General features: G+C 71.2%; 18 protein-coding genes. 11 read left to right on the top strand and 7 right to left on the bottom strand.

Features of this window, described 5'->3' with window-relative positions:
* The first annotated feature begins 371 nt into the window (after positions 1-371).
* A complete protein-coding gene (locus ACWEQG_RS35480) occupies positions 372-1526 on the top strand; it encodes a sensor histidine kinase (protein ID WP_452291588.1) in 1155 nt (384 codons plus the stop codon).
* Positions 1523-2179 (top strand): response regulator, encoded by a 657-nt coding sequence (locus ACWEQG_RS35485; protein WP_452291590.1) that lies wholly within the window; start codon positions 1523-1525, stop codon positions 2177-2179. Before ACWEQG_RS35480 ends, ACWEQG_RS35485 begins: the two co-directional genes overlap by 4 nt.
* A 10-nt stretch (positions 2180-2189) precedes the next feature.
* Here the strand turns inward: ACWEQG_RS35485 and ACWEQG_RS35490 are convergent, their stop codons facing one another.
* Together ACWEQG_RS35490 and ACWEQG_RS35495 are read right to left on the bottom strand one after the other, a co-directional pair.
* Positions 2190-3311, bottom strand: coding sequence for a Gfo/Idh/MocA family protein (locus ACWEQG_RS35490; RefSeq protein ID WP_452291592.1), 1122 nt, complete (start codon positions 3309-3311; stop codon positions 2190-2192).
* Positions 3308-4339, bottom strand: a complete 1032-nt coding sequence (locus ACWEQG_RS35495; protein ID WP_452291594.1) for an aldo/keto reductase — start codon at positions 4337-4339, stop codon at positions 3308-3310. The genes ACWEQG_RS35490 and ACWEQG_RS35495 overlap by 4 nt, the downstream gene beginning before the upstream one ends.
* A gap of 106 nt (positions 4340-4445) precedes the next feature.
* Here ACWEQG_RS35495 and ACWEQG_RS35500 point away from each other — a divergent pair, with 106 nt between their 5' ends.
* From ACWEQG_RS35500 to ACWEQG_RS35510, 3 genes are all read left to right on the top strand, one after another.
* Positions 4446-4901 (top strand): MarR family winged helix-turn-helix transcriptional regulator, encoded by a 456-nt coding sequence (locus tag ACWEQG_RS35500; protein ID WP_452291596.1) that lies wholly within the window; start codon positions 4446-4448, stop codon positions 4899-4901.
* A gap of 192 nt (positions 4902-5093) precedes the next feature.
* Positions 5094-6866: a discoidin domain-containing protein gene (locus ACWEQG_RS35505; protein WP_452291598.1), complete on the top strand. Its 1773-nt coding sequence runs from the start codon at positions 5094-5096 to the stop codon at positions 6864-6866.
* Between the two features lie 17 nt (positions 6867-6883).
* Positions 6884-10357, top strand: coding sequence for a discoidin domain-containing protein (locus ACWEQG_RS35510; RefSeq protein ID WP_452291600.1), 3474 nt, complete (start codon positions 6884-6886; stop codon positions 10355-10357).
* 8 nt (positions 10358-10365) lie between these two features.
* Here the strand turns inward: ACWEQG_RS35510 and ACWEQG_RS35515 are convergent, their stop codons facing one another.
* Positions 10366-11301 (bottom strand): MBL fold metallo-hydrolase, encoded by a 936-nt coding sequence (locus ACWEQG_RS35515; RefSeq protein ID WP_452291602.1) that lies wholly within the window; start codon positions 11299-11301, stop codon positions 10366-10368.
* A gap of 232 nt (positions 11302-11533) precedes the next feature.
* Entirely contained in the window at positions 11534-12529 is a 996-nt protein-coding gene (locus ACWEQG_RS35520) for a zinc-dependent alcohol dehydrogenase family protein (RefSeq protein WP_452291604.1), read from the bottom strand.
* A gap of 89 nt (positions 12530-12618) precedes the next feature.
* On the opposite strand from ACWEQG_RS35520, the gene ACWEQG_RS35525 reads away from it, so the two are divergent.
* The 4 genes from ACWEQG_RS35525 to ACWEQG_RS35540 all read left to right on the top strand — a co-directional run bounded on the left by ACWEQG_RS35525 (position 12619) and on the right by ACWEQG_RS35540 (position 16802).
* A complete protein-coding gene (locus tag ACWEQG_RS35525; protein ID WP_452291606.1) occupies positions 12619-12960 on the top strand; it encodes an ArsR/SmtB family transcription factor in 342 nt (113 codons plus the stop codon).
* Positions 12961-13234: 274 nt separating this feature from the next.
* Positions 13235-13840 carry a DUF4956 domain-containing protein gene (locus ACWEQG_RS35530; RefSeq protein ID WP_363470922.1) on the top strand — a complete coding sequence of 202 codons (606 nt, stop codon included), beginning with the start codon at positions 13235-13237 and terminating at the stop codon, positions 13838-13840.
* Positions 13837-14661 (top strand): polyphosphate polymerase domain-containing protein, encoded by an 825-nt coding sequence (locus ACWEQG_RS35535; protein ID WP_452291608.1) that lies wholly within the window; start codon positions 13837-13839, stop codon positions 14659-14661. The genes ACWEQG_RS35530 and ACWEQG_RS35535 overlap by 4 nt, the downstream gene beginning before the upstream one ends.
* A complete protein-coding gene (locus ACWEQG_RS35540) occupies positions 14652-16802 on the top strand; it encodes a CotH kinase family protein (protein WP_452291610.1) in 2151 nt (716 codons plus the stop codon). The genes ACWEQG_RS35535 and ACWEQG_RS35540 overlap by 10 nt, the downstream gene beginning before the upstream one ends.
* 99 nt (positions 16803-16901) lie before the next feature.
* Here the strand turns inward: ACWEQG_RS35540 and ACWEQG_RS35545 are convergent, their stop codons facing one another.
* The 3 genes from ACWEQG_RS35545 to ACWEQG_RS35555 all read right to left on the bottom strand — a co-directional run bounded on the left by ACWEQG_RS35545 (position 16902) and on the right by ACWEQG_RS35555 (position 22059).
* The gene (locus ACWEQG_RS35545; RefSeq protein ID WP_452291612.1) at positions 16902-18431 is read right to left on the bottom strand and encodes a hypothetical protein; all 1530 of its coding nucleotides are present in this window, start codon (positions 18429-18431) and stop codon (positions 16902-16904) included.
* Between the two features lie 115 nt (positions 18432-18546).
* Positions 18547-20718, bottom strand: coding sequence for an outer membrane protein assembly factor BamB family protein (locus ACWEQG_RS35550; RefSeq protein WP_452291614.1), 2172 nt, complete (start codon positions 20716-20718; stop codon positions 18547-18549).
* A 12-nt stretch (positions 20719-20730) separates the two neighbouring features.
* Complete coding sequence (locus tag ACWEQG_RS35555; RefSeq protein WP_452291615.1) at positions 20731-22059, bottom strand: hypothetical protein; 1329 nt, start codon at positions 22057-22059, stop codon at positions 20731-20733.
* Between the two features lie 603 nt (positions 22060-22662).
* Here ACWEQG_RS35555 and ACWEQG_RS35560 point away from each other — a divergent pair.
* Positions 22663-22971, top strand: coding sequence for a DUF7677 family protein (locus tag ACWEQG_RS35560; protein WP_452291617.1), 309 nt, complete (start codon positions 22663-22665; stop codon positions 22969-22971).
* A gap of 507 nt (positions 22972-23478) precedes the next feature.
* Positions 23479-24393 carry an alpha/beta fold hydrolase gene (locus tag ACWEQG_RS35565; protein WP_452291618.1) on the top strand — a complete coding sequence of 305 codons (915 nt, stop codon included), beginning with the start codon at positions 23479-23481 and terminating at the stop codon, positions 24391-24393.
* Positions 24394-24545 lie beyond the last annotated feature (152 nt).

The raw sequence follows: 24545 nt of genomic DNA on the forward strand, positions 1-24545 counted from the left end.
CTGGTCTCGACCGCCAACTCCGCCGACGAGATCGGCACCTCGAAGGTCAACGCCGACCTCGCCCTGCGCACCCCCGTCGACGTCGCCGCCGGCGAGTACCACTCCACCCTGACCCTTTCGCTGTTCAACCAGTCCTGAACCGGAGGCCTGGAAGGCCCTCCACCCGGGGTGCCCCGTGACGCGAGTCGCGGGGCACCCGCTTCCGTTCTCAGGCTCGCCCGCGGCGTCTGTCCGCGAAGCCGGGATACTCCCGGCGGAGTAGCCGTACGGCGGACGGAGCATGCCCGAGGTGCCTGTGGCCGGACGACGCGGCGCGGACGCGGCCCGGCCTAGCGTTGCGGCGTCACCATTTCCCTCGTGGAAGGGCCCGCATGGCCGCATCGCACACAGTGCCCGCCTCCGCCCACCCCTTGCATCAGGTTCGCCAGACCGGCTGGATCGCCGACGTCGCACTCGCCGCTCTCACCGTGGTCCTCTTCGTGACGGTCGCCCTCGCCACCGGAGTGCGACAGCCGTGGGACGGCGTCATCCCCGTCGCGCTGATCCTCGGCGCGCTTCTGCTGGTCCGGCGCCGATGGCCGATGACCGTGCTGCTGCTGTCGGTCGCCGCCGTCTTCGCCTATCACCTGGGGCATCCCTCACCCGCCGGATGGATCTGGCCCGTCGCGGCGGCGTACTTCACCGCGGCCACCGTCTGCCGCACACGCTGGGTGGTCGCCGTCGGCGTCGCCCAGCTCGTCTACTCCGCCGTCGACGCCCGGTGGATCATCGAGCGGAACGTCATCCGCTACTTCATCCACACCCTCGGCGAGGGGCTGTTGCTCGCGGCCCTCGTCGCCGCGGGGCTCGCCTACGCCGCGTCGCAGCGCCGGCGCGACCTGCTGCGCGAAGCCGAGTATCGCGCCCGCGCCGCGGAGGAGCGCCTGAGCGTCGCGCGCGAGGTGCACGACATCGTCGCCCACACCCTGGCCGTCGTCGGCGTCCACCTCAACGTCGCCGCCGACACCCTGCGGGAGGAACCGGCCGAGGCCGCCGCGGCGCTGAGCCTGGCCCAGGAGGTCAGGAACCGGGCGATGAAGGACCTCAACGCGCTCATCGCCGTCCTGCGGGAGGGCCCCGCCGGCACCGAGCCCCAGCCCGACGTGTCCGCGATCGGCGTGCTCGTCGCCGACGCCCGCGCCGCCGGGCTCGACGTCACCCTCCACGAACACGGCGATCTGTCCACGATCCCCGCGCCCGCCTCCGTCGCGGTCCACCGCATTGTGCAGGAGGCCCTCGCCAACACGCTCAGGCATTCGGGGGCGACCAGGGCCGAGGTGACGATCGGCCGCCACCCGCGAGCGATCACGGTCGAGGTCGCCGACGACGGCAAGGGCGACCCCTCCGGCGGCGGCGTCACCGAGGGGAACGGCCTCACCGGCATGCGCGAGCGAGTGCGCGCCCTCGGCGGGACGCTCACCGCGGGCCCGTCACCGCGGGGCTTCGCCGTGAAGGCCGAGATCCCTGTGGCAGGCTCACCGGAGTGACGATCAGCGTGCTCCTCGCCGACGACCAGGCACTCGTACGGGCGGGTTTCCGCAGCCTGCTGGCCCGCTCGCGGGACGTGGCCGTCGTCGGGGAGGCCGCCGACGGCGCCGAGGCCGTACGGCTGGCCGCGAGCCTCCGTCCCGACGTCGTCCTCATGGACATCCGCATGCCGGGGACGGACGGCATCACGGCCACCCGGAGCATCGTCACGGGCCAGGACTGCCGGGTCGTCATCCTCACCACCTTCGACACCGACGAGCACGTCTTCGCCGCGCTGCGGGCCGGAGCCAGCGGTTTCCTGACCAAGGACGTCGAACCGGCCGAGCTGCGCCGCGCGGTGACCGCCGTGGCCGCCGGCGACGCGCTGCTGTCCCCCGGGGTCACGCGCCGTGTCATCGAGCGGTTCGCCCGGCGGCAGGACCTCGCGCCCGACGCCGGGCAGCGGCTGGACGCCCTAACCACCCGCGAACTGGAGGTGGTGCGGCTCGTCGCGCTCGGCCTGTCCAACGGCGAGATCGCCGAGCGCCTCGTCATCAGCCCCCTGACCGCCAAGACCCACGTCGCCAGGGCCATCGCCAAGCTGGACGTCCGCGACCGGGTCCAGCTCGTCATCCTGGCCTACGAGAGCGGCCTGGTACGTCCCGGCGGCTGAGGTCTCATGGTCAGGCCGTTGTAAGGGCGGATTCGATGCCGCGGTGCCGGGCGGCGCCATGCGCGAAATCGGGCACTCCCGGCGTGCGGCCCTCGCGCATGTCGTCCAGGAACCGCTTGTAGGCGTGTGCGACGGCGTAGGCCGGCGCGTCGGCGTGGGGGTCCAGCCGCGGGACGCGGACGTAGGACTCCGGCACCGTCAGCGGCGCGAGCCCGGATGCGCCGCGCCCGCCTTCGAGGGTGACCGGGCTGAGCTGGAGATGGCCGACCGGGGCGGTGATGACGAGGTCGCCCTCGGTGCCGTTGATCTCCCAGCGGAAGTTGACGCCCCGGGACATGCCTCCGCGGTAGTGGAAGGTGGCCACCGCGCCGCCCGGCAGCCGTCCCGAGGCCACCACCTGGTCCGGGGCGGTCATGGGCACGGGCCGTCCGCTCTCGGTGTCCACGGCCGACGTACGCCGCGACGCCAGGTCGATCCGCAGATCCTCGGGCTCTCCCAGGACGGACGCGAGTCCGTCGAGGGTGTGCGCGAAGGGGATCGTCAGCAGCGTCATGCCGTTGGCGGCGTCGAGCACGTGGTGATCGCCTGGGCCTACGGTGGCGCCCCACGCGCCGCCCGAGCCGACGACCGTCGTGGACAGCACCTCCCCCACATAGCCGTCGGCCACGAGATCCCGCACGTAGGCGAGCGCCGGGTGCGACCGCGCCTGGAGCCCGACGACGGTCGGCACCGCGCGGCCGCGCGCCTCCCGCGCCATGTCCTCGGCCTCCGCGAGCCCGTTGCCGAGCGGCCACTCGCACAACACGCTCTTGCCGGCGCTCAGCGCCGTCCGCACCAGCTCCCGGTGGTGCGGCACCTTCACCGCCACGACCACGAGGTCCACCTCGTCGCAGGCGGCCAGGTCGGCCGCCGTTCCGAAGGTGCGCGACACTCCGTGCCTGTGTCCGGAGCGCTCCGCCGACTGTTTCGAACTCGTGCTCAGGGCCCTCAGCTCGTAACCCGGGACGGCGCGCAGGGCCGGCAGGTGTGAGCGAGCGGCCCAGCTTCCGTCCGCCCCGAGCCCGACGATCCCCACTCCGATCGGCTTCCCGGACCGGGCCTGCTCGGCGAGCGGTGACGTGGATGTGTTCATGATTCGCGACCTGTTCTTCCTGTGGATGGCGACTCGCTGTCCAGCAGAGCCATGAGGGGTGCGGCGTACCGGGTGCCGGCCACCGCGCCGGCCGGGACGGCCTCGTCGATCGCGCGCAGGTCCGCGTCGTTGAGGGCGACGCCGATCGCGGCCAGGGCCTCCTCGACGCGGTGCGGCCGGCGGGTGCCGAGGACGGCCACGATGGTGCCGCGCTCGCGGCTGCGGGCGACGACCCAGGCGGTGGCGAGTTGCGCCACGCTGATGCCATGCGCCTCGGCGAGCGGCCGCAGCCGCTCGACGAGGGCGAGGTTCGCGGCGAGATTGCCGGGATGGAAGCGCGGCAGCCAGCCGGCGCGGGGGTCACCGCCGGCGGGTTGCCGGTAGGCGCCGGTGAGCAGGCCGTGCGCGAGGACCCCGTAGGCGGTGACGCCGATCCCCAGCGCGCGGCAGGTGTCCAGGATGCCGTTGGTCTCGGGGGCACGGCTGAACAGGGAGTATTCGATCTGCACATCGCAGATCGGGTGCACGGCGTGGGCACGGCGGATGGTCTCCGGCCCCACCTCGGAGAGCCCGATGTGGCGCACGTATCCGGCCCGGACCAGCTCGGAGATCGCGCCGATCGTGTCCTCGATCGGAGTGGCGGGGTCGAGGCGGGCGGGTCGGTAGATGTCGACGTGGTCACTGCCCAGGCGGCGCAGGGAGTAGGCGAGCGCGTTCTTGACGTGGGCGGGCCGGCCCTCGATGCCGACGAAGGCTCCGTCGGGGCCGCGCAGACCGCCGAACTTGACGCTGAGGAGCACCTTGTCGCGATCGCCGGCGCGGAGGGCTCGGCGGATGAGGTCCTCGTTGTGGCCCATGCCGTAGAAGTCGGCGGTGTCGAGGAGGGTGACGCCGGCGTCGAGGGCCGTGTGGATCGTGGCGATGGCGTCGGCCTCGTCGGCGGGGGCGGTGTGGTCGGACATGCCGGCGCAGCCCAGGGCGAGAGGGGCGACCCGAGGGCCGCCGGTTCCAAGGGGTCGGGTGTGCATGGCGCCTCCTGTGGGGCGGGGGAGCATGGACGCCGCCGACAGGGCTGCCGTGAACACAGCCGTCTGTTAGCGTTGATATCTCAACATTAGGAAGAGGCGTGTTGATATGTCAACACAGATTGGTGAGACCGCCATGCCGGACGAGGCCGCGACCGGAGCCGCGCCGGACCCTGTCGACTTCTGGGCTGCCTTCAAGCGCGTCCACGAGGTCGTCCGCGCCCGCGTGATCGCGGACACCGCCGAGGCGGCGGGCCTGTCCGAGCCGGACCTGTCGATCCTCGTCAACCTCGGCAAGGCGGGAGGCGCCCTGCGCCAGAGCGAACTCGCCGCGTCGCTCGGCTGGGATCGCACCCGCGTCTCCCACCAGCTCACCCGCATGGGCACCCGCGGGCTCGTCACCCGCGAGCGCACCGGCGGCGTCATCGTCACCCTCACCGACGCCGGACGCGCCGCCATCGCCGCCGCACAGCCCGGCCTGGACGCCGCGGTGCGCCGCCACTTCACCGACAAGCTCTCCGCGCGGGAGATCGAGACTCTGGCCTCCGTTTTCGGCCGGTTCTAGGACCGGACCGCGAAGCGGTCGACGCCGCCGCGGAACCAGGCGGCCCTCGACTCCCGATCGGCGACTCCGGTGACGCCGCCAGTCAAGATCAATTCCTTGCATACTAAATTCAAGTATTGACCTAAGTATCGAAGGCGATCATTCTCTGGGTCAGGGCTCGCCCTGTTCACCCCCCGAAAAGGAATCGCCACCATGAGAAGACGCCCAACGATCCATTCCGCCCGCCGCGCCCTGACAGCCGTGATCGGCGGGCTGGTCCTGGTCGCGGCCTGCGTCGTGGCCGGCGCGGCCGTGTCCGGCCCGGCGAACGCCGCGCCCGTCCTGCTGTCGCAGGGCAAAGCCGCGACGGCCTCGTCCGTCGAGAACGCGTCCACCCCCGCAACCGCCGCCGTCGACGGGAACACCGGCACCCGCTGGTCCAGCGGATTCGGTGACCCGCAGTGGCTCCAGATCGACCTCGGGACCACCGCGACGCTGAGCCAGGTCACCCTCAACTGGGAGGCCGCCTACGCCAGGTCGTTCAAGATCCAGGTCTCGGCCGACGGTTCGGCCTGGACCGACGTCTACTCCACCACCACCGGCACCGGCGGCACGCAGACCCTCACCGTGACCGGCTCGGGCCGGTACGTCCGCCTCTACGGCACCGCCCGCGCCACCGCGTACGGCTACTCGCTGTGGGAGTTCCAGGTCTACGGCACCACGTCGAGCGGCGGGTGCGGCACGGCCGACGCCGCCCAGGGCAGGCCCGCGACGGCCTCGTCCGTCGAGAACGCCGGCACTCCCGCGTCCGCCGCCGTCGACGGGAACACCGGCACCCGCTGGTCCAGTGCGTTCGGCGACCCGCAGTGGCTCCAGGTGGACCTCGGTTCGGCCAGGACGGTCTGCAGGGTCGTGCTGAGCTGGGAGGCGGCCTACGCCACCGCGTTCAAGATCCAGGTGTCCGGCGACGCTTCCACCTGGACCGACCTCTACTCCACCACCACCGGAACCGGCGGCACCCAGACCCTCACCGTCACCGGCACCGGCCGGTACGTCCGCCTCTACGGCACCGCCCGCGCCACCGCGTACGGCTACTCGCTGTGGAGCTTCACCGTGAACACCACGGGCGGCTCGACCGATCCGACGACCGGCCCGACGACCCCGCCCGACGCCTTCTGGGGCGACACCTCGACCATCCCGGCGGCCAGGAACGTCGTCATGGTCAAGATCCTCAACCGGACCAACGGGCAGTATCCCGACTCGCAGGTCTACTGGAGCTACAACGGCCAGGTCCACTCGATCGCCGAGCAGCCCTACTTCGACATGCCGGCCAACACGGCGGGCCGGATGTACTTCTACCTCGGCTCCCCCAACAGCCAGTATTACGACTTCATCGAGTTCACCGTCGGTCCTTCGGTGTTCAACGGCAACACGACCCGGGTGGACGCGTTCGGCCTGAAGCTCGCGATGCGCCTGCACGCTCGCGACGGCTACGACGTGGCCGTCGGCGAGGACTACGCCACCTTCGCCGAGTCCCGCGCGGCGACGTTCCAGCGGTTCGCCGACGAGGTGCCCGCCGAGTTCAAGCCACTGGCCCAGGTGCAGGCGCCGTACCGCATCCCGGCGCCGGGCAGCGCCTCGATCTTCCAGCCCGGCGGGGCGTACGCGAACTACTTCACCGGCTACGCCGCCCAGCAGGGCGTGACGGCGACGACCTCGCAGGTCACCGGGTGCGCCGGGCCGCTCGCCGAGGCGCCGAAGATGTGCGCGGCGCTGAACCGGCACGTCGCCGGGCTGTCCGACGCCCAGCAGTCGGACGCGTCGAACTACTACAAGGCGGCTCCGGCGAACTACTACGCCAAGTTCTGGCACGACCACGCCATCGGCAAGCTCGCCTACGGCTTCCCCTACGACGACTACGCGGGCCACTCGTCCTTCATCTCGCACGGCGACCCGCAGTGGCTGCTGGTCGCGGTCGGCTGGTAACGCGGACAGGAGACGCCATGAAACACGCCCTTCCGCTACGGCGCGGACTCCTCCTCGTCCTGGCAGTGGCGCTCGCGCTGCTCGCGAGCGTCGTCGCCGGGCCGGCGTACGCCGCGCCCGTCCTGCTGTCGCAGGGCAAGGCCGCGACGGCCTCGTCCGTCGAGAACGCCGGCACTCCCGCGTCCGCCGCCGTCGACGGGAACACCGGCACCCGCTGGTCCAGTGCGTTCGGCGACCCGCAGTGGCTTCAGATCGACCTCGGAACCACCGCGACGCTGAGCCAGGTCGTCCTCAACTGGGAGGCCGCCTACGCCACCGCGTTCAAGATCCAGGTGTCCGGCGACGCCTCCACCTGGACCGACGTCTACTCCACCACGACCGGAACCGGCGGCACCCAGACCCTCACCGTCACCGGCACCGGCCGGTACGTGCGCCTCTACGGCACCGCCCGCGCCACCGGCTACGGCTATTCACTGTGGGAGTTCCAGGTCTACGGCACCACGTCGAGCGGCACCTGCGGCGGCACCGACGCGGCGCTGAACCGGCCCGCGACGGCGTCGTCCACCGAGAACGCCGGCACCCCCGCATCGGCGGCGGTGGACGGCGACCCCGGCACCCGCTGGTCCAGCGCCGCCGCCGATCCCCAGTGGCTCCAGGTGGACCTCGGCTCGGCCAGGACGATCTGCGCCGTCGTGCTGAGCTGGGAGGCGGCCTACGCCACCGCGTTCAAGATCCAGGTGTCCGGCGACGCCTCCACCTGGACCGACGTCTACTCCACCACGACCGGAACCGGCGGCACCCAGACCCTCACCGTCACCGGCACCGGCCGGTACGTCCGCCTCTACGGAACCGCCCGCGCCACCGCGTACGGCTACTCGCTGTGGGAGTTCGCGGTCCGCACGAGCGGCGGCGGCACCACCGACCCGCCGCCGACCGGCACGCCGATCTCGGCGTACAAGCAGGTGGCGGCCTCGTCCTGGGAGGGCGGCAACGCTCCGGCGGCGGCGCTCGACGGGCGTACGACGACCCGCTGGTCGAGCCAGTACTCCGACGACCAGTGGCTGCGGGTGGACCTCGGCGGCGCCGGGCACATCACCGGCGTCACGCTCAACTGGGAGTCGGCGTACGCCACCGGCTACCGGATCGAGGTGTCCGCCAACGGCACGTCGTGGACGCCGATCCACACCACGACCAGCGGCAGGGGCGGCGTCGAGAACCTGAACGTCACCGGCGACGGCCGCTACGTCCGCTTCGTCGGCACGGCCCGGGCCACCGGCTACGGCTACTCGCTGTGGGAGTTCCAGGTCTTCGGCACCGTGGACACGGCGGCCACGACCGCGCCCCTGCTGTCCCCGCCGACCAGGGCCCCGGCGACCACCGGCCAGTTCGCGCTGTCCGCCCCCGCCGACAAGGCCATGATCACCGACACGCGCAGGCCCGCGTTCTCCTGGGCGGCGGTCTCCGGAGCGGTGCGCTACGAGGTCTGGCTGAACGTCAGCCGCACCGACTACGACTTCACCGCCCCGGGCAACCTGATCGACCTCTACACCAAGGTCGCCGAGCCGACCGGCACGAGTTACACACCTGCCTGGGACATCCCCGACCGGTGGACGTACAAGTGGTTCGTCGTCGCGGTGAGCGGGTCGGGCGCGAGGACGACGTCGAACATCCGCGCCTTCAGCCTCTACCTGCCCGACGTCGAGCAGGTCGCCGACGGCGTGGCGGTCGTCAACGGCGCCCGCGACCTCAACAAGAACGGGACGATCGAGCCGTACGAGAACTGGCGGCTGCCCGTCGAAACCCGGGTCAGCGACCTGCTCGGCAGGATGACGCCGGAGGAGAAGGCGTACCAGATGTTCTACAACGCCCAGAGCTACCCGCTCTCGGGCTGGCACTTCGGGCCGGCGTTGCCGAACGACCTGCACGCCGTGCTGCTGAACGCGTCCGGGACCCGGCTCGGCATCCCGCCGGTCTCGGCCGGTGACACCATCGCCGGATACCAGACCACCTATCCGCTGCAGAGCGCGCTCGCGGCGGGCAAGGACTACGCGCTCGACTACAAGCTCGGCGACATGCAGCGCCGCGAGGAGCTGGAGGTCGGGGCGCGCGGCGTGCTCGGCCCGCTCGCCGAGGTCGGCACCAAGGTCCTGTATCCCCGCATCCAGGAGGGCAACGGCGAGAACGCCGACGTCGCCGCCGCCCAGGTCCGCGCGCTGGTGGCCGGGCTGCAGGGCGGCCCCGAGCTCAACCCCGCCTCCGTGCTGGCGACCGTCAAGCACTGGCCGGGCGAGGGCGCGGGCGGCGAGGCGGGGATCACCTACGACGCGGTGACGATCAAGTACCACATGATCCCGTTCAGGGCCGCGATGGAGGCCGGCGCCGTCAACATCATGCCGGGCTACGCCGGGAGCTCCTACCTCGACCCGGGCGGGTCGGGCGCGGGCGACAGCAAGCCGATCCTCGACTACCTGAGGAACAACCTCGGCTACACCGGCCTCATCACCACCGACTGGCTGCCGTCCTCGGTCTGGGTCAAGGCCGCGAACGCCGGCTCGGACGTGATGGGCGGCGCCGACCCCGGAGCCACCGGGTTCACGATGGCGACCTTCCTCGCCAATGTGCCGATGGCGCGGATCAACGACGCGGTGACCCGGATCCTGCGCCTGAAGTTCACGCTCGGCGTGTTCGAGCGCCCGTACGGCGACCCGGTGAACGGTCCCTACCGGTTCCACCAGCCGTCGTACGTCGCGCTCGCCAACCAGGCCGCCCGGCAGTCCGTCACGCTGCTCAAGAACAACGGCGTGCTGCCGCTGAAGCTCAAGGCGGGCGACAACGTCATCGTCGCCGGGCCGCGGGCCACCGACGGATCGGCCTGCTGCATCTGGACGAGCTTCTTCCACCAGGAGTACGGCTCGCAGACCCTGCTGGAGGCGGTCAGGGCGCGGGCGGCCACGACGGGCGTCAACGTCAACCAGGACACCGGTCCCTCACCCAAGCTCGCGATCGTGGCCGTCGGCGAGCCGACCTACACCCACGCCACCGCCTGGGTGAAGGAGCAGCCGCAGCTGCCCGCCGACCAGCTGGCCGTCATCCAGAACTTCAAGAACCAGGGCATTCCGGTGGTCGTCGTGCTCACCCTCCCCCGGCCCATCGTCATCAGCGAGTGGAACGGCCTGGCCGACGCCATCGTGGTGACGTACCGGGGCGGTGAGGAGGTCGGACCGGCCACGGCGAGCCTCCTGTTCGGCGACTACACACCGCGCGGTCGCCTGCCGTGGCAGCTGCCGCGCGGTCTCGACCAGGTCCTCAGACCGGGAGGCGGCGACGTGCTCGCCGACGCCGTCGAGGACTGGAACATTCCCTACGACCTGGGCGCCACCGCCGCCCAGCGGTCGGAGATCCGGGCCCGCATCGACGCGGGCCAGACCGTCCCCACCACCTACGGCAACCCCCTCTACCCGTACGGCGCCGGCCTGCAGGGCTGGTCGTGACGCCGGCCTCACACTGAGGTCGGCAGCGGCCCGCCGTGCCAGGCCATCGCGTCGCCGAAGGCGGCGAGGAGATCCACCTCGCCGCCTTCGGCCTCGGCGTAGGCGCGGTGCAGGTTGAGCACCAGGCGCTCGGCGTCCGCCCATCCGGCGAACTCGCCCAGGCCGGCCGCCCGCGCGGCGGCCAGCGGGGTGAGCCCGTTCTCCCGTCCCGTCCGGGCGACGTCGAGGACGAAGCGGTAGTACCGCTCGTGCGCCGCCAGCACCTCCGGCAGCTCAGCGGCGGTGGCGAGCGGCCCGTGTCCCGGCACGACGTGCTCGGGTTCGAAGGCGGCCAGCCAGTCCAGCGACCGCAACGCTCCCTCGACCGACCCCATCAGCACCAGCGGGGTGAGCCCGTTGAACAGCAGGTCCCCCGCGAACAGCACGCGTTCGCCCGGAAGCCACGCCACCACGTCCCCTGAGGTGTGAGCGGCGTGGCCGGGGTGCCGCAACTCGACGCGGCGCGCCCCCAGATGGACGGTCAGCCCGGAGGTGAACACCACCGACGGCGGGCGGCGCCTCACGTGTCCCCAGTCGGGCACCGGCGTCCATATCGGCGGACACCCGTCGATGAGCGGATCGGCCAGCAACGCCTCTCTCATCGCCGTGTGCCCGAAGACGACCGTGTCGTGCGGTAGCAGGCTGTTGCCGTAGCAGTGGTCCCCGTGCTGGTGGGTGTTCACCGCCATCCGGACCGGGGCGTCGCCGGTCGCCGCGGCGACCGCGCCGAGGAACCGCCGGGTGCGTGTCTCGGTCGCGCAGGTGTCGACGATCAGGAGGCCATCGTCGCCTGCCACGGCTCCCGCGTTGTTCAGCCACCAGGTGCCGTCCGGCTGCACCCACGCGAAGACCCCCCGCTCCACCTCGTGCAACCGTGCTTCGCCGGTCCGCTCCACCACGCTCACGATTCCTCCCTCGTCCGGGGCCTGCCCACGGACCCTACCGACGAGGCGGCCGAAGCCGGGCTCGATGACGGGATGAGCACGCGCATACGCGGCCTCCGGGTCGAATTCCACTCTTCCGCGATTTCGAAATTGGTGCGAAATGTTTTCTCCTCGACAATGCCGATCACCGTCTTGACAATGCCGGTCACGGTCGGTACTGCTCGACCCGAAAGGCATGCGGACTTTTCTGCGCTCAGACCGTGAGCACGATCTTGCCGACGTGAACGCCGGATTCCATGTGCCGGTGGGCCCGCGCGACCTCCTCCAGCGGGAACAGGCGATCCACCACCGGGCGGAAGACGCCCGCACGCAGGCCCGAGGCCACGAAGGCGACCGCGCGGCGCAGCCGCTCGGGGTCCTTGGTGATCTCCAGCACCGTGAACGTACGCATGTTGAGCGCGGGCATGCCCAGGTCGAATCCCGGATAGGGCGTCGGCTGCCCGCTCTGCGCCCCCCACAGGAGCAACGTCCCGCCGGGCGCGACGACCCTGGCGAGCTCGGTCACTCCCGGTCCGGCGACGGCGTCGAACACGTGCCCGGCACCCCTGCCCTCGGTCAGCTCCAGCACGCGCCCCGCGACGTCCTCCTCGTCGGAGACGACGACCTCGGCCGCACCCTCCTCGATCAGCCGCCGCCTCTTGGCACGGGTGCGGGTGACGGCGATCGGGGTGGCGCCGACGCGGCCTGCCGTGTGGATCGCGGCCAGGCCGACGCTGCTGGACGCCGCGGTGATCACCACTGCGTCGCCCGCCCGTATCCCGGCCACCTCCACCATCGCGCCGTAAGCCGTGAGGTAGGGCATCCACACCGCCGCGCCGGACACCGCGTCCAATCCGTCCGGACGGGACAGCAGCGCGGACGCCGGCACGATCGCCCGCTCGGCGTACACGCCGTAGTCGTTCTGCGAGAAGAAGCCCGGCAGGACGCTGACCGGCCGGCCCTCCGCGAACCCGGACACATCCGGGCCCACCGCCTCCACGACACCGGCGGCCTCGGTGCCGAGCCTCGCGGGCAGGTTCTTGACCGGCTCGATGTACCGGCCGCTCCGGAACAGGATCTCGGCCCTGTTGACGCCGATCGCCTCGACCCGGATCCGCACCTCGCCCGGCCCCGGCTCGCCGGGCTCCAGGTCGTCCAGCCGCAGCACCTCTGGGCCGCCGATCTCGTGGAACCGCACCGTCTTCGACATGTCGTCCTCCGCTCGTCGTGATCGCGGACCACTGTGCGGCAGAAGTACGACCATTGTCAAACTTCGATGAACTTCGTACTATTGGCCCCGTGGGACGCACGCCGCCGCACCCAGAGGTGTCACAGTTCAATCTCCAGCAGGTGCTGGAGGCCCTTGTCGACCCGGTGCGCCGCAGCATCGTCGCGCAGCTCGACGCCTCCGAGGTGGACATCCCCTGCGGCGGCTTCGACATCCCGGTCAGCAAGTCCACCGCCACCCACCACTTCACCGTGCTGCGCGAGGCGGGCCTGATCCGGCAGTACTACGTGGGGACCTCACGGATGAACTCCCTGCGCCGCGCCGACATGGACGAGGCGTTCCCCGGCCTGCTCCACGCGGTCACCCGTCGTACGGAGAGAAAGGCCTCGCGCCCCGCGACGCTCACCGGGTGAAAGTTTCACCAAAGCGCGCCCTTCCCTGAACGCGCTCGGCCTTTCTTGACAATGGCGCATCACTCGCCGATATAGGCCGATCAGGGAGATCCTTTCATTTCCGGCAGGACGGCGTACCAGACGTTCATTGACGCGCCACCGGTTATTCACCTATTGTTCCGCACGGGTTGTCGAAAGTTTCTATCGATGCTCGAAACTTTCGAAACCCTCCGGACCCCTGCGAGGAAGCGGGTGGTGCCCTGCCCGTCCCGGCTGCGAATCAGGAGGAACGACCGTGCTGTCCCAGCTCGTTCTGTTCGCGATCGACATCTGCGCAGTGGTGTTGCTCGTCTTCGGGCTCTATTTCCCCCGGCACCGCCGACGCGACCTGGTCGTGTCCTTCCTCGGGGTCAACATCGGCGTCCTCGCTGTGGCGAGTGCGTTGAACGCCACCGACACGGGCGCCGGGCTCGGGCTGGGGATGGCGTTGTTCGGCGTGCTGTCCATCATCCGTCTGCGCTCGACCGAGCTCGACCAGCACGAGGTCGCGTACTACTTCTCCGCCCTCGCCCTGGGGATCCTCGGCGCCCTGAGCACCACCTCGGTGTGGCTCAGCGGCGGCCTGATGGCGCTCATCCTCGTGGTGATGTTCCTCGGCGACCACCGGCGGCTGTTCCGGCACTACCGGCACCAGATCCTGGTGCTCGACTCGGCCTTCACCGACCACGTCGCGCTCGTCGCGCACCTGGAACAACTGCTCGACGCCCGGGTGCACGCCGTCACCGTCCAACGGCTCGACCTGGTCAACGAGACCACCGTGGTCGACGTCCGCTACGCGCGGACCGACCGCGCGCTGATCACCGAATCCGGCGCACCCGCACCCGCCGGAGCGCGCCGATGACCACGACACCCATCGGTGCGGTCCTGGCGCGGCTGGCTCCTGTCGGGCTCGCCGAGCTCGTCGACCGGGCCGCGCTGCAGACCCGGGTGGACCGCAAGTATCTGGTTCCGGCGGAGTCCCTGCCCCTTCTGCTGGAACGGCTCGTGCCGTACGCCCAGGTGCTGGACATCGACGGCGAACGCGGCTTCCGCTACCGGTCGGTGTATTTCGACACCCCGCAACTGGTCAGCTACCACCGCGCGGCGCAGCGCAGGCGGCGGCGTTTCAAGGTGCGCACCCGCACCTATCTCGACTCCGCCCAGTGCTGGCTGGAAGTCAAGATCAACGGTGCGCGGGGAAGCATCACCAAGCACCGGCTGCCCTATCACCCCGGGGACTGCGACACCGTGGACCCGGGGCGCGACTTCGTCGACGGGGCGCTCGCCCGCGAGTCGATCGGTCCCGCCGCCGGGAGCCGCCTCGACCCGATCCTGGTGACCGAGTACCGCCGCGCCACCCTGCTGCTGCCGGACACCGCCAGCCGGGTCACCGTCGACACCGCACTGGCCTGGCGGCACGGCGACGCCACGCTGTGGCTGCCCGGCCTGGCCGTGGTCGAGACCAAGACCGCCTCGGCCGCCACGCTGGTCGACCGCATGCTGTGGCGTGCGGGCATGAGACCCGCCCGCATCTCCAAGTACGCCACCGGCCTGGCCGCCCTCCGCCCCGACCTGCCCGACGGGCCGTGGCGGCGGACGCTGCGCCGCCACTTCCACGGCGCGGCGTCGCCGGTCGGTCCCACACTCTCCCCCCTCCCCGAACAGGAGGCATCGTGCGTCTGACCCTCCGCAGCACCGGCGCGGCCGCCGCCCGCCGCGTCACGAGGGCCGCGGTCGCCGCCGTGGTCCTCGCGGGACTGCTCAACGCGTACCCGTCGCCGGCCGGCGCCGAATCGGCGTCCGGCGCCCGGCCGGCCGGACGCGTCGCGAGCGCCGCCACATCCGCCGCCACGTCGGCAGCCGCGTCCGCCGCGGCGGACGACCTGACAGGCGACATCGTCTTCTCCGTGCCGAGCGGCACCTTCCAAGGCCAGGTGTCGGTGTCGCTGAGCACCACGGTCAGCGGCGCGCAGATCCGCTACACCACCGACGGAACGCCGCCCACCGCGCAGTCGGCGCTCTATCAGGGCACACCGGTGCAGTTCACTCGCACGACCCAGTTGCGGGCACAGGCATTCGCCGGCGGCGCGGCGTCCGGCAGGCCCGGCACGGCCATGTACGTCGCCCGCAACACCACCACGGCCCACGACCTGCCGGTGGTCCTGATCGACTCGTACGGCAAGGGCAAGCCCGGCCGGGATTACCTCGACGCCGCCACCATGATCTTCGAGCCGGGCGGCGGAGCGACGACGTCGCTGGCCGCGGCCCCGGCGGTCGCCACCCGCTCCGGATTCCACCTGCGGGGCCAGTCGTCGGCCAGCTTCGAGAAGGCGCCGTACCGCCTCGAGTTCCGGGACAACGACAACGACGACGCCGACTACCCGGTGCTGGGGATGCCCGCCGACTCCGACTGGGTGCTGCGCGGGCCGTTCCCCGACAAGTCGCTGATCCGTGAAGCCCTGGTCTACGACCTCGGCAAGGAGATGGGGCTGAAGGTTCCCCGGTACCGGTTCGTGGAGCTCTACGTGAACGGCGACACGGGTCCGGTGGGCTCCGACGACTACATGGGCGTCTACCTGCTCACCGAGACGATCAAGAACAGCAAGAACCGTCTCGACCTGAAGAAGCTGGACGAGGACGACACGAGCCTGCCGAAGATCACGGGCGGGTACATCTTCAAGTTCGAGTGGATGGCCGCGGAGGAGCCGACGCTGCCGTGCACCGGGGCGGCGGCCACCTGCTGGACCTACCTCGAAGTGGCCGACCCCTCGCCGCTGCAGCCGCAGCAGAAGGAATGGCTGCGGGGCCACATCCAGGAATTCCACAACGTGCTGCACTCGCAGAACTTCGCCGACCCGAACACGGGCTACCGGGCGTACATCGACGTGAACTCCTTCATCGACCAGCTCATCGTCTACGAGCTGAGCCGGAACATGGACGCCAACTATCGCAGCGCGTACTTCTACAAGGACCGCGACACCAAGATCTTCGCGGGCCCGCTGTGGGACTACGACCTCACCTTCGGCGTGGGCGGGTTCTTCCAGAACGACCAGGCCGCGGGCTGGCAGTACCAGCAGACCCGGCAGCCGGTCGCCAACGACTGGTTCACCCAGCTCATGCGGGATCCCGCCTTCGTCGACCAGGTCAAGTCGCGCTGGCAGACGCTGCGCCGCGGCCTGCTGTCCGACTCGGCCCTGCAGAGCAGGATGGATGCCCTCTCCGCGCCGCTGGCGAACGCGGCGCAGCGCAACTTCCAGCGCTGGCCGAACCTGACGACGCGGACCATCGGCTTCTTCAACACGCCGACCGCCTCCACCTGGCAGGGGCAGGTGCAGTACCTGCGCGACTGGACGCTGCGCCGCGCCGCGTGGCTGGACTCGACGGCGGGGTGGGGCGGCCCGGTCACCTCGCCCAGCCCGAGTCCCTCGCCGAGCCCCTCTCCCAGCGTGTCGCCGAGCCCGTCGCCGAGCGCCAGTCCGAGTCGCTCGCCGAGCCCGTCGCCCAGCCCGTCGCCGTCCGGCGGGACGACCGGCGCGTGCTCGGCGACGGTGCGGGTGGTGAACTCCTGGGCCGGCGGGTTCCAGGGTGAGGTCACGGTGCGCGCGGGCAACGCGGCGATCAACGGCTGGACCGTGAAGTGGACCTGGCCCGGTGGGCAGACCATCACCCAGCTGTGGGGAGGCCTGAACTCCGGCTCCGGCTCGGCCGTGACGGTGCGCAACGAGACGTGGAACGGCTCGGTCGCGGCCAACGGGAGCACGACCTTCGGCTTCATCGGCAACGGTTCGTCGGCGACCCCGGCGGCCACCTGCACCAGCCCCTGACGAGCGACGCGGCCACCCGCATCAGCCCCTGACGGGGGACCTCGAGGTCCCGTTCCGGCCATCGGCCCGGACGGGACCTCGGCACGATCGCGGGACGTTTCAGCCGCCTCCGACGCACCGGGACACCAGCGCCGACATCACGGCGGGCGGCAGTGACGGATTGGCCGCGGCCGCCTCCCCCACCGCCCGGTCGTCGTCGGCGAGCAGCTCGACGACGAGCCGCGGCGGCAGGGCCGGGTGACCCGCGGCGACGGGCCTGGCCCGCGGTTCCCGCAGGCAGGCCGACAGCGCCCGGGCCGTCGCGCTGGGGTGTAGCGCCACCTCGCGCAACGCCTTCCGCGCCGACGGATCGTGCCGGACCAGGTCCTCCAGCAGTTCCGGCGAGGCGTCCGGATTCCTCGCCACCCTGGCGACGACCTGCATGCCGTGCCGGTCGACCATCGCACGCAGCCGGCTCTCGGACAGGCCCGGATGCGGCGCGACAGACTTGGCGACCTTGGCGTCGGGGTCGGCGGCGAGCACGTCGCGGATCGAGGGCGGCAGATCGCGCCGTTCGGCCGGCAACATCCGCACGGCCGGGCTCGGCGAGGCGGCCAGCTCCTCCACCTCCGCCCGCGAGGCGGAGGCGATCCGCGGCAGCAGGGTGGGACCGATCCTGACGGCTCCGGCCAGACGGGTGAGCACCTCCAGCGGCACGCGCGGGTTGTGGGCGAGCCTGCGCCGCACGTCGTGACCGGCGTCTTCGGCCAGCCGGTGGAGCAGGGTCTCGCCGATCGAGGGATTCTCCGCGAGAGTGCCGCGGATGCCCGCCTCCGGGCTGCCGGCGAGGCGTTCGTACACCTCAGGCGGCAGGTCGGTGCGCCCGGCCAGCTCCCATCGCAGCCACGTCGAGGGATGATCGGCGAAGCCGGCCACGGCCGCGGCAGGAGTGGCCGGGTTTCCCAGCGCCTGCTGCCGCGTGGCATGGACCGTGGACTCGTGGGAGCCGTCACAGGAGGCATCGGGCGGGAGCTCGCAGCCGGGTTCCCGGCAGTCCGGGTCGTGGACGAACGGCGTCCGCTTCCGGTCGCAGACCAGGCACCGCCGGGCCGGGGAGACGCCGTCGCCGGTGAGCAGCGCGGCCAGCACCTCCGGCGGTGCCGCCTCGTTGGCGGCCACCGCGCGACGGACCTCGGCATGCGGGTGCTCCGCGAGCCGCGCCGCCACGTCCGCCGTCGTCCACAGCGCGAGCTCCGCGACGACCCCTATGTCGGCGTCCGCCGCGAGAGCCTCCGCCACGTCGGCCGGAAGACCGGGGCAGGCGGCCAGCCGCTCCCGGCGGCCGGGGTCCGGATCCGCCGCGAACAGGCGTGCCCACTCCGGACGGCCGGCTCCCACGGCGAGCAGGGCGAGCGCGGCGGACGGCTGCGCCACCGGATCGAGGTCACCGGCCGTCAGCAGGCCCCGCTCCGCGAGCTCCACGGCGCTGTCCTCGTCACGCGCGACCAGCGCCGCCGCCTGCTCGCGGGTCAGGTCCGCGCGCTCGGCCAGTCTGGCGGCGACGATCTCGTCCGCGGTCCTGACCAGCCGGTCCAGCAGATCGGACGGCAGGGCCGGATTGACCGCGAGGCCGTACAGGACATGGTCCACGGGGACATACTGCCCTGACCGTGATCACTCCGGCGTGGTCTCCCTCGACACCGCCGAGAAGCCTCGGCACGCCTATCCGTGCCGCGGCCGTCGCCGCGGGCACAGCGTCACGCGTTCAGCTCTCCCCGGTGCCGACGTAGATCACCGCGTGCTTCACGGCGACGGGCGTCCACGGCACGATGACCACGGCGCCGTCGCGTTCGAAGACCCGCGCGTCCTCCCCGTCGGTGCCGTACTTCTGCGGCAACTCCGCCACCTCCGCCGCCTTGCCGGTGGCCGCGTCCAGGCGCACGAGCCGGGGAGGCAGATCGCGCCGGTCGCCGACTTCCAGGGCGAGCAGGCCGTGGTCGTCGGCGCGGACGAGAGTCAGCATCGTGGGCTTGGTGCCGGACGACTGCCACACCTGCCTGCCGGTCTTGAGGTCGAAGGCGAGCGCCTTGTCGCTCGACCGCGCCGCGCCCTTCACGTTCTCCGGGAAGGTCATGAGGTAGAGACGGTCGCCGTGCACGGCATAGCGGCGCTGCTCGAACATCCCGTTCACGAACGCCACGTTGTTCATCGCGAGCATGTCCACCTTGCCGGTCGTGAACTCGCTGACCTTGCCGCCCCGGTCGTCGAGGACGGTGAAGGTGTTCTTGTCGCCGTCCTCCTGACTGACGATCAGCGGGTCGGCCGACAGCATCGTGCTCATCAGGCGCAGCTCACCCATCTTGTACTGCCACCCGGCCTTGCCGGTCTTCGGGTCGAGCGCCTGCACGACGCCGCCGGAGCCCTGGAAGGCGCAGTCGAGGAGCAGCGCCACACGGGTCGCCGCCGCGTTCACGTCCTTGATGTGGCAGCCGTCGGGCAACTGGTAGGTCCACTGCTTGCCGCCGTCGGACAGGCGGTAGCCGGACAGGACGCGGTTGGCGTACACCACGGCGATGTCGCCCGCGCTCATGATCTGCGGCACGACGAGCAGGTTGGCCAGCCGGGACTTCTCCGCCGGAATCCTGACCTTCCAACTGATCTTGCCTGTCGCGGTGTCGATGCCGGCCAGGTGGTCGCACAGCTGGTCGCTACCGTACGCCACGGCGCCCTTGCCGCCGGCCAGGTCGGGAGTGGCGCCGCAGAGCTGGTCGCCGGGCGAGGGCGTGCCCCAGGCGCGCTTGCCCGAGGCCAGCTCGTAGGCGAGCACCCCGTCCCGCTGCACCCGCATCACCGTCTTGTCGCTGAGCCAGCTCGCGAACGCGAGCCCCTGGGTGAAGTCCATGCTGTCGGCGTTCGCGAGCGGGACGGACCACTCCTTCTCTCCGCCGCCGGGTCCGGTGCCGGAACCTCCGCCCGCGACGAACCAGGCGGTGCCCGCGCCCACCGCGAGCAGCACCACCAGCCCGAGCGCGACGAACAGCAGCGTTCTGCCTCTGCCTCCGGGCGCCTGCGGCTGTGGCGGGGAGCCTTGGGCGGGATGTGCCGGAGCGGCGTAACCCTGCTGGCCGGCGTAACCCTGCTGGCCGGCGTAGCCCTGGCCTGGGTAGCCCCACTGCTGACCGGCGTAGCCCTGCTGATCCGGGTGCCAGGTCGCCTGACCCTGCCCGGGCGGAACGGGGGCCGGAGCGGCCTGGCCCGGCTGCTGCTGTTCCCAGGGCTGCGGGTAGGGCGAACCGGGATACCCCTGCCCCGGCTGACCCTGAGCTGACTGGCCCGGCCCCGGATACCCCTGACCCGGCTGGACCTGACCCGGTTGCCCGTACGGTGCCGAGGCGCCGGGGGCGCCCGGGCCCCAGGTCGCGGCCTGGCCGGGCGGGCCGTGACCAGGAGGGCTTTGCGGGCCCGGCCCGGGCTGAGTCGGCGGGACGGGCGCACCCCACTGCCCCTGACCACCAGGCTGACCGTACGCCTGCTGGCCATAGGCCGGCTGGCCGGACGCCTGCTGATCGGGCGCGGGCTGCCCATACGCCTGCTGGCCATAGGCCGGCTGACCGTGCCCCGGCTGGCCGGGCGCGGCCTGACCGTACGCCTGCTGCCCATACCCTGCTTGGCCTGGCGCAGGCTGACCATACGCAGGCTGGCCGTAGGCCGGCTGACCATACCCTGGTTGGCCGGCCCCGACCTGCCCGTACGCCTGCTGGCCGTACGCAGGCTGGCCGTACGCCTGGCCGGGCGCGGGCTGGCCGGGCGCGGGCTGGCCCCACCCCCCTGCGTCACCCGGCTGTCCCTGGCCCGGGTTCGGCTGCTCCTGTCCGGTGGGATACGGCGAGGGCGCGTTGGAGCCGATGTACGGGTCCCCGGCGTGCTGGTCCGTCATGTCTCTCCCCGATCACGCGAGCTGGGAGCGGACGTAGCCCGCCCACTGCCGCTCGAAGCCCGCCTTCGTCACCCCGAGCGCCTGGAACAGGGCGGCCTCGCTGTCATCGCCGGACGCTCTGTAGGCCGCGACCACGCCCTCGACCAGCTTCCGCTCGCCGTACTTCTCGGCGATGAACCGCATGGCCAGATGCCCCATGAGGTAGTTGGTGTTCGTCATCCCCTTGAAGTCCCAAAGAGCGTTGGTCGGCAGCGTGCCCTCGAAGGGCATGGCGAGCCGCCCCTGCAGGTAGGCGCGGCCCTCCGGGGATCGCCGGTTCTCCCTGATCGGCCGGTCGCGGCCGGCCATGTACTCGGCGAAGCCCTCGACGATCCATTTCGACCTGCCGAGGAAGCTGAACTCCGCACTGTCGAGCCCGGCGATCAGCGAGTGCGCCAGCTCGTGCTCGGAGATCTCCAGGATGCCCTGCTCGTCCTTGAAGAACGCGGTGGTCGTGTCCATCACGACGCGGGTGCCGCCGACCTTCACCGTGTCGTCTCCGACCCCCCAGCTCGGCATCCCGATCGAGATGCCGGCCTCCTCCGCCTTGGCCGTACGGAACAGCCTGCCGAGCTGGGCCTGTCCCTCGACCAGCGCCACCACGAACCCGGTCGGCACGGCGGCGTTCGGATCGCCGTTCTTCCGCCAGAACGCGAGGTCGCCCGCGGCGGCGGCGGAGACCGTCGGCGCGACGCGCCGGGCCAGGGCGGCGTCCTGCGGCCTGGCGAGGACGAGGTTGCTCCCCGCCTTGACCACCGCGATGTCCGGCCAGATGTCCCACGGCCCCGGGTAGTACATGGTCTTCGACTCCTCGCCGCTGATCGTCGGCGGCGCGCCTGCCACCTTCGTCACGACGAGAGGCGCGTCCGGTGACGCCTTCTCGATGGTCCAGCGGTACCACTCGGCGACCGGACGCAGATCGATCCCGGTGAAGCGGTGGACGAACGCGACGTCCTGCGTGAACTTCACGCCCCGCCCGAAGCTGTCCTCGGCCCGGCCCTGGCGGCGCAGCACCTGATAGGACTTCTCGGCCAGCGGCATCTTGCGCAGGTTGGCGAAGACCCTCGCCTGACCGCGGACCAGAGCGGCGTTCCGCTTGTCGAAAATCGAGGTGAACGCCTTGGCGTCACCCGAGGCCAGCGCCTTGCTGTGCCCTTCGACCAGCTTGGCGATCTCCTCGTCCTTCACGACGACCGTGTTCGGGTCGGTGACGCCGTCACCCGTGGCATCGCCACCGGAGTCTCCGCCCCGCAGGACCAGGCCCACCCCCGCACCCACGGCGACGACGAGGACGAGAGACACGACGCCGAGCGTCACCCACAACCCGGTCTTACGTACGGGCGGAGGAGGAGGCGGAGGGGGTGACTGCCATTGCTGTGGTGGAGGACCGTACCCCCATTGCGGCTGAGGGGGAGGTGGAGTCTGCCACTGCGGCGGCTGAGGCGGATGCTGCTGCTGATAACCGGGCCCCGTCGTCACTTCTGCCCCGTAATGATCAAGTTACCGAAAGGCGTAAATCGTACCAGTGGTCAAGAAGCGCCCACGGGCGCTTCCCCGAACGCGCCATGGACACTTCGACATGGCGTTTGACCAGGCGATTTGTCGCCTCCCAGCCGAATGCGCGGGGCCTTCACAGGGTCCCCCGCCATTAGCGCGAACCGCCGGGTGCGGTACGCACCGAGGGTGGAACGATCCATTCTTATTGCGGCCGCCATATCGAATTGAACCGGTGATCACCTGAAGCCGAGAGTGTTCTTCGGGGTCGCGGAGCAGGACCGACCCGCTCAACGGCGGAACCCTCCGCACTGCGGCGGATGAACCGCGACGCCGCCGCCGACCGCCGATTCCCGATCCCCGGGCGAAGCGTCCCATTCGCACCGGAGCGAGACCGAGTAGGTTACGCCCATGGCTTTCCGGCTCACTCCTGGCGCATCGGGGGCCATCCGTCGTTTCGCGGGGTGGGTCGCCCGGGGCTCGGTCGGCCATCCCCTGCTCGACGGAATCGACTACTGGACCGAGTTGCGGGACTCGCCCTCCCAGATGGAAACCTGCTTCGCCATCTTCGCCAACGTCCTCGAACTCGACGACCGGGGAGAGCCCGTCAACGAGAAGTACGCCGAGCGCCGTGCCGCCACCTGGCTCTATCTGTACTGCACCGGAGAGCTTCCTCCCGGAGAGCCGGACCTTGAGCCGTGGGAGTGCGCGCTCCACTGACCCGGCATGACCGATACCGCTGACATGCGGGCGGTGGGATCGGCACGTCGACGCCGGCCGCGCCGGCCATAGGCAACCTGGTCACGAGTGCGCCGCCCGTAGCCCCGGCCGTACGGGGCGACCGGCCAGTGGACGGAGCTCGGCGCTCGCCGAAGTCGCTCACCATGCCTGCCCCACCTCCCGATGACCGCCTGCCTCGGTCTGGACGAATCCACGATGTCCGGCCTCGTCGACCGCACCCGGCGCCGGGGCTGCTAACGCGCGGCGAGAACCCCGATGACGGCCGGGTCGTCGATGTGTACGCAACCCCTGCCGGGCTCGAACTGGCCAAGCGGACGGAGGACGGCATGTGTCCCCCGCGCGAGCTACCGGCGAATGTCCACTGAGCGGTGACGATCTCGGACCGTCCGATCCGTAGCGTTACGACGCAGCCACGGCGCTCCGTCGCTTTCCCGCCGCACCGCCGTGCGCGTGACTTCGTCATCGACTCCCTCACTGGAGGATTTCATGCTTGGCAGAATCAGGACATCCGCTGTGGCGGCGCTGTGCTGCACCGTGCTCGCTGTAGGGGTCGCCGGCTGCGGCGGCGACGCGCTGGAGAAATGGGACCCCTTGGCCTCCGCCACACGGACGCCCGACGCCACCCCGATCTCCGGGACAGAGAAGATCGATGTCGCGGGCCGGTCGGTGAACGTGTCCTGTTCGGGCGACCCGGAGAAGGGCAGGCCGGTCGTCATCCTGATGCACGGGGCGGGCGATGGGCTGGACAAGCTGGCCGACATCCAGAAGACGCTGAGCAAGCGGAACCGGGTCTGTTCCTACGACCGGCTCGGCTCGGGCGCGAGCGACCAGCCGGACGGCGCTCAGAGCTTCGCCGACACGGGCGAGATCCTGACCTCGGTGCTCGACCGCGTAGCCGGCGACAACCCGGTCGTCCTGGCCGGACACTCGCTGGGCGGGCTGATCGCCGCCAGGTACGCCCCCGAGCACCAGGACAGGGTCAAGGGGCTGGTCCTCATGGACGCCACCCCGCCCACCATGGCGCACGACATGGCGAAGGCGATCCCCGAATCCGCCACGGGCCCGGCGGCGGAGTTGCGCGCACAGAACCTCGCGATATTCCAGGGCGAGAACCCGGAGAAGCTCGTCGTCCCCGACGGCAAGGTCCATTCCGCCGGGAGCATTCCCGTGGGGGTGATCCGGCACGGGACGCCGTACCTCGCGGCCGTCCCCAAGTACGGGCCGCGTCTTGAGCAGGCGTGGGCCACGGGCCAGCGCAAGTGGCTCGCGCTGTCCAGCGACAGCAAGCTGACCACGGCCGCGAAAAGCGGCCACTACATCTACGTCGACCAGCCCGATCTCGCCGTGAAGGCCATCGAACGCGTCACCGCGCAGGCCGCACGTCAAGCGCATGGGGAGTGACCGGCCTCCCGGTGACTCGGGGTCGCTTCCCGTCACGACCTCGCCGCGTCGAACAGGGGCCGGCGCAGCCAGGTGGTGAAGCAGTGGTCGCTCGGACGCGGGTTCCAGACCGTGTCGATGCTCAGCCGGGGAGAGGGAACGGGACCTTCTCG

The sequence above is a fragment of the Microbispora sp. NPDC004025 genome, from assembly GCF_053604425.1.

Bases quoted from the DNA above. Each gene is read 5' to 3' on its own strand.
- ACWEQG_RS35480 (WP_452291588.1), top strand. From the start codon at position 372: ATGGCCGCATCGCACACAGTGCCCGCCTCCGCCCACCCCTTGCATCAG.
- ACWEQG_RS35490 (WP_452291592.1), bottom strand. From the start codon at position 3,311: ATGAACACATCCACGTCACCGCTCGCCGAGCAGGCCCGGTCCGGGAAG.
- ACWEQG_RS35495 (WP_452291594.1), bottom strand. From the start codon at position 4,339: ATGCACACCCGACCCCTTGGAACCGGCGGCCCTCGGGTCGCCCCTCTC.
- ACWEQG_RS35500 (WP_452291596.1), top strand. From the start codon at position 4,446: ATGTCAACACAGATTGGTGAGACCGCCATGCCGGACGAGGCCGCGACC.
- ACWEQG_RS35505 (WP_452291598.1), top strand. From the start codon at position 5,094: ATGAGAAGACGCCCAACGATCCATTCCGCCCGCCGCGCCCTGACAGCC.
- ACWEQG_RS35510 (WP_452291600.1), top strand. From the start codon at position 6,884: ATGAAACACGCCCTTCCGCTACGGCGCGGACTCCTCCTCGTCCTGGCA.
- ACWEQG_RS35520 (WP_452291604.1), bottom strand. From the start codon at position 12,529: ATGTCGAAGACGGTGCGGTTCCACGAGATCGGCGGCCCAGAGGTGCTG.
- ACWEQG_RS35535 (WP_452291608.1), top strand. From the start codon at position 13,837: ATGACCACGACACCCATCGGTGCGGTCCTGGCGCGGCTGGCTCCTGTC.
- ACWEQG_RS35550 (WP_452291614.1), bottom strand. From the start codon at position 20,718: ATGACGGACCAGCACGCCGGGGACCCGTACATCGGCTCCAACGCGCCC.
- ACWEQG_RS35560 (WP_452291617.1), top strand. From the start codon at position 22,663: ATGGCTTTCCGGCTCACTCCTGGCGCATCGGGGGCCATCCGTCGTTTC.
- ACWEQG_RS35565 (WP_452291618.1), top strand. From the start codon at position 23,479: ATGCTTGGCAGAATCAGGACATCCGCTGTGGCGGCGCTGTGCTGCACC.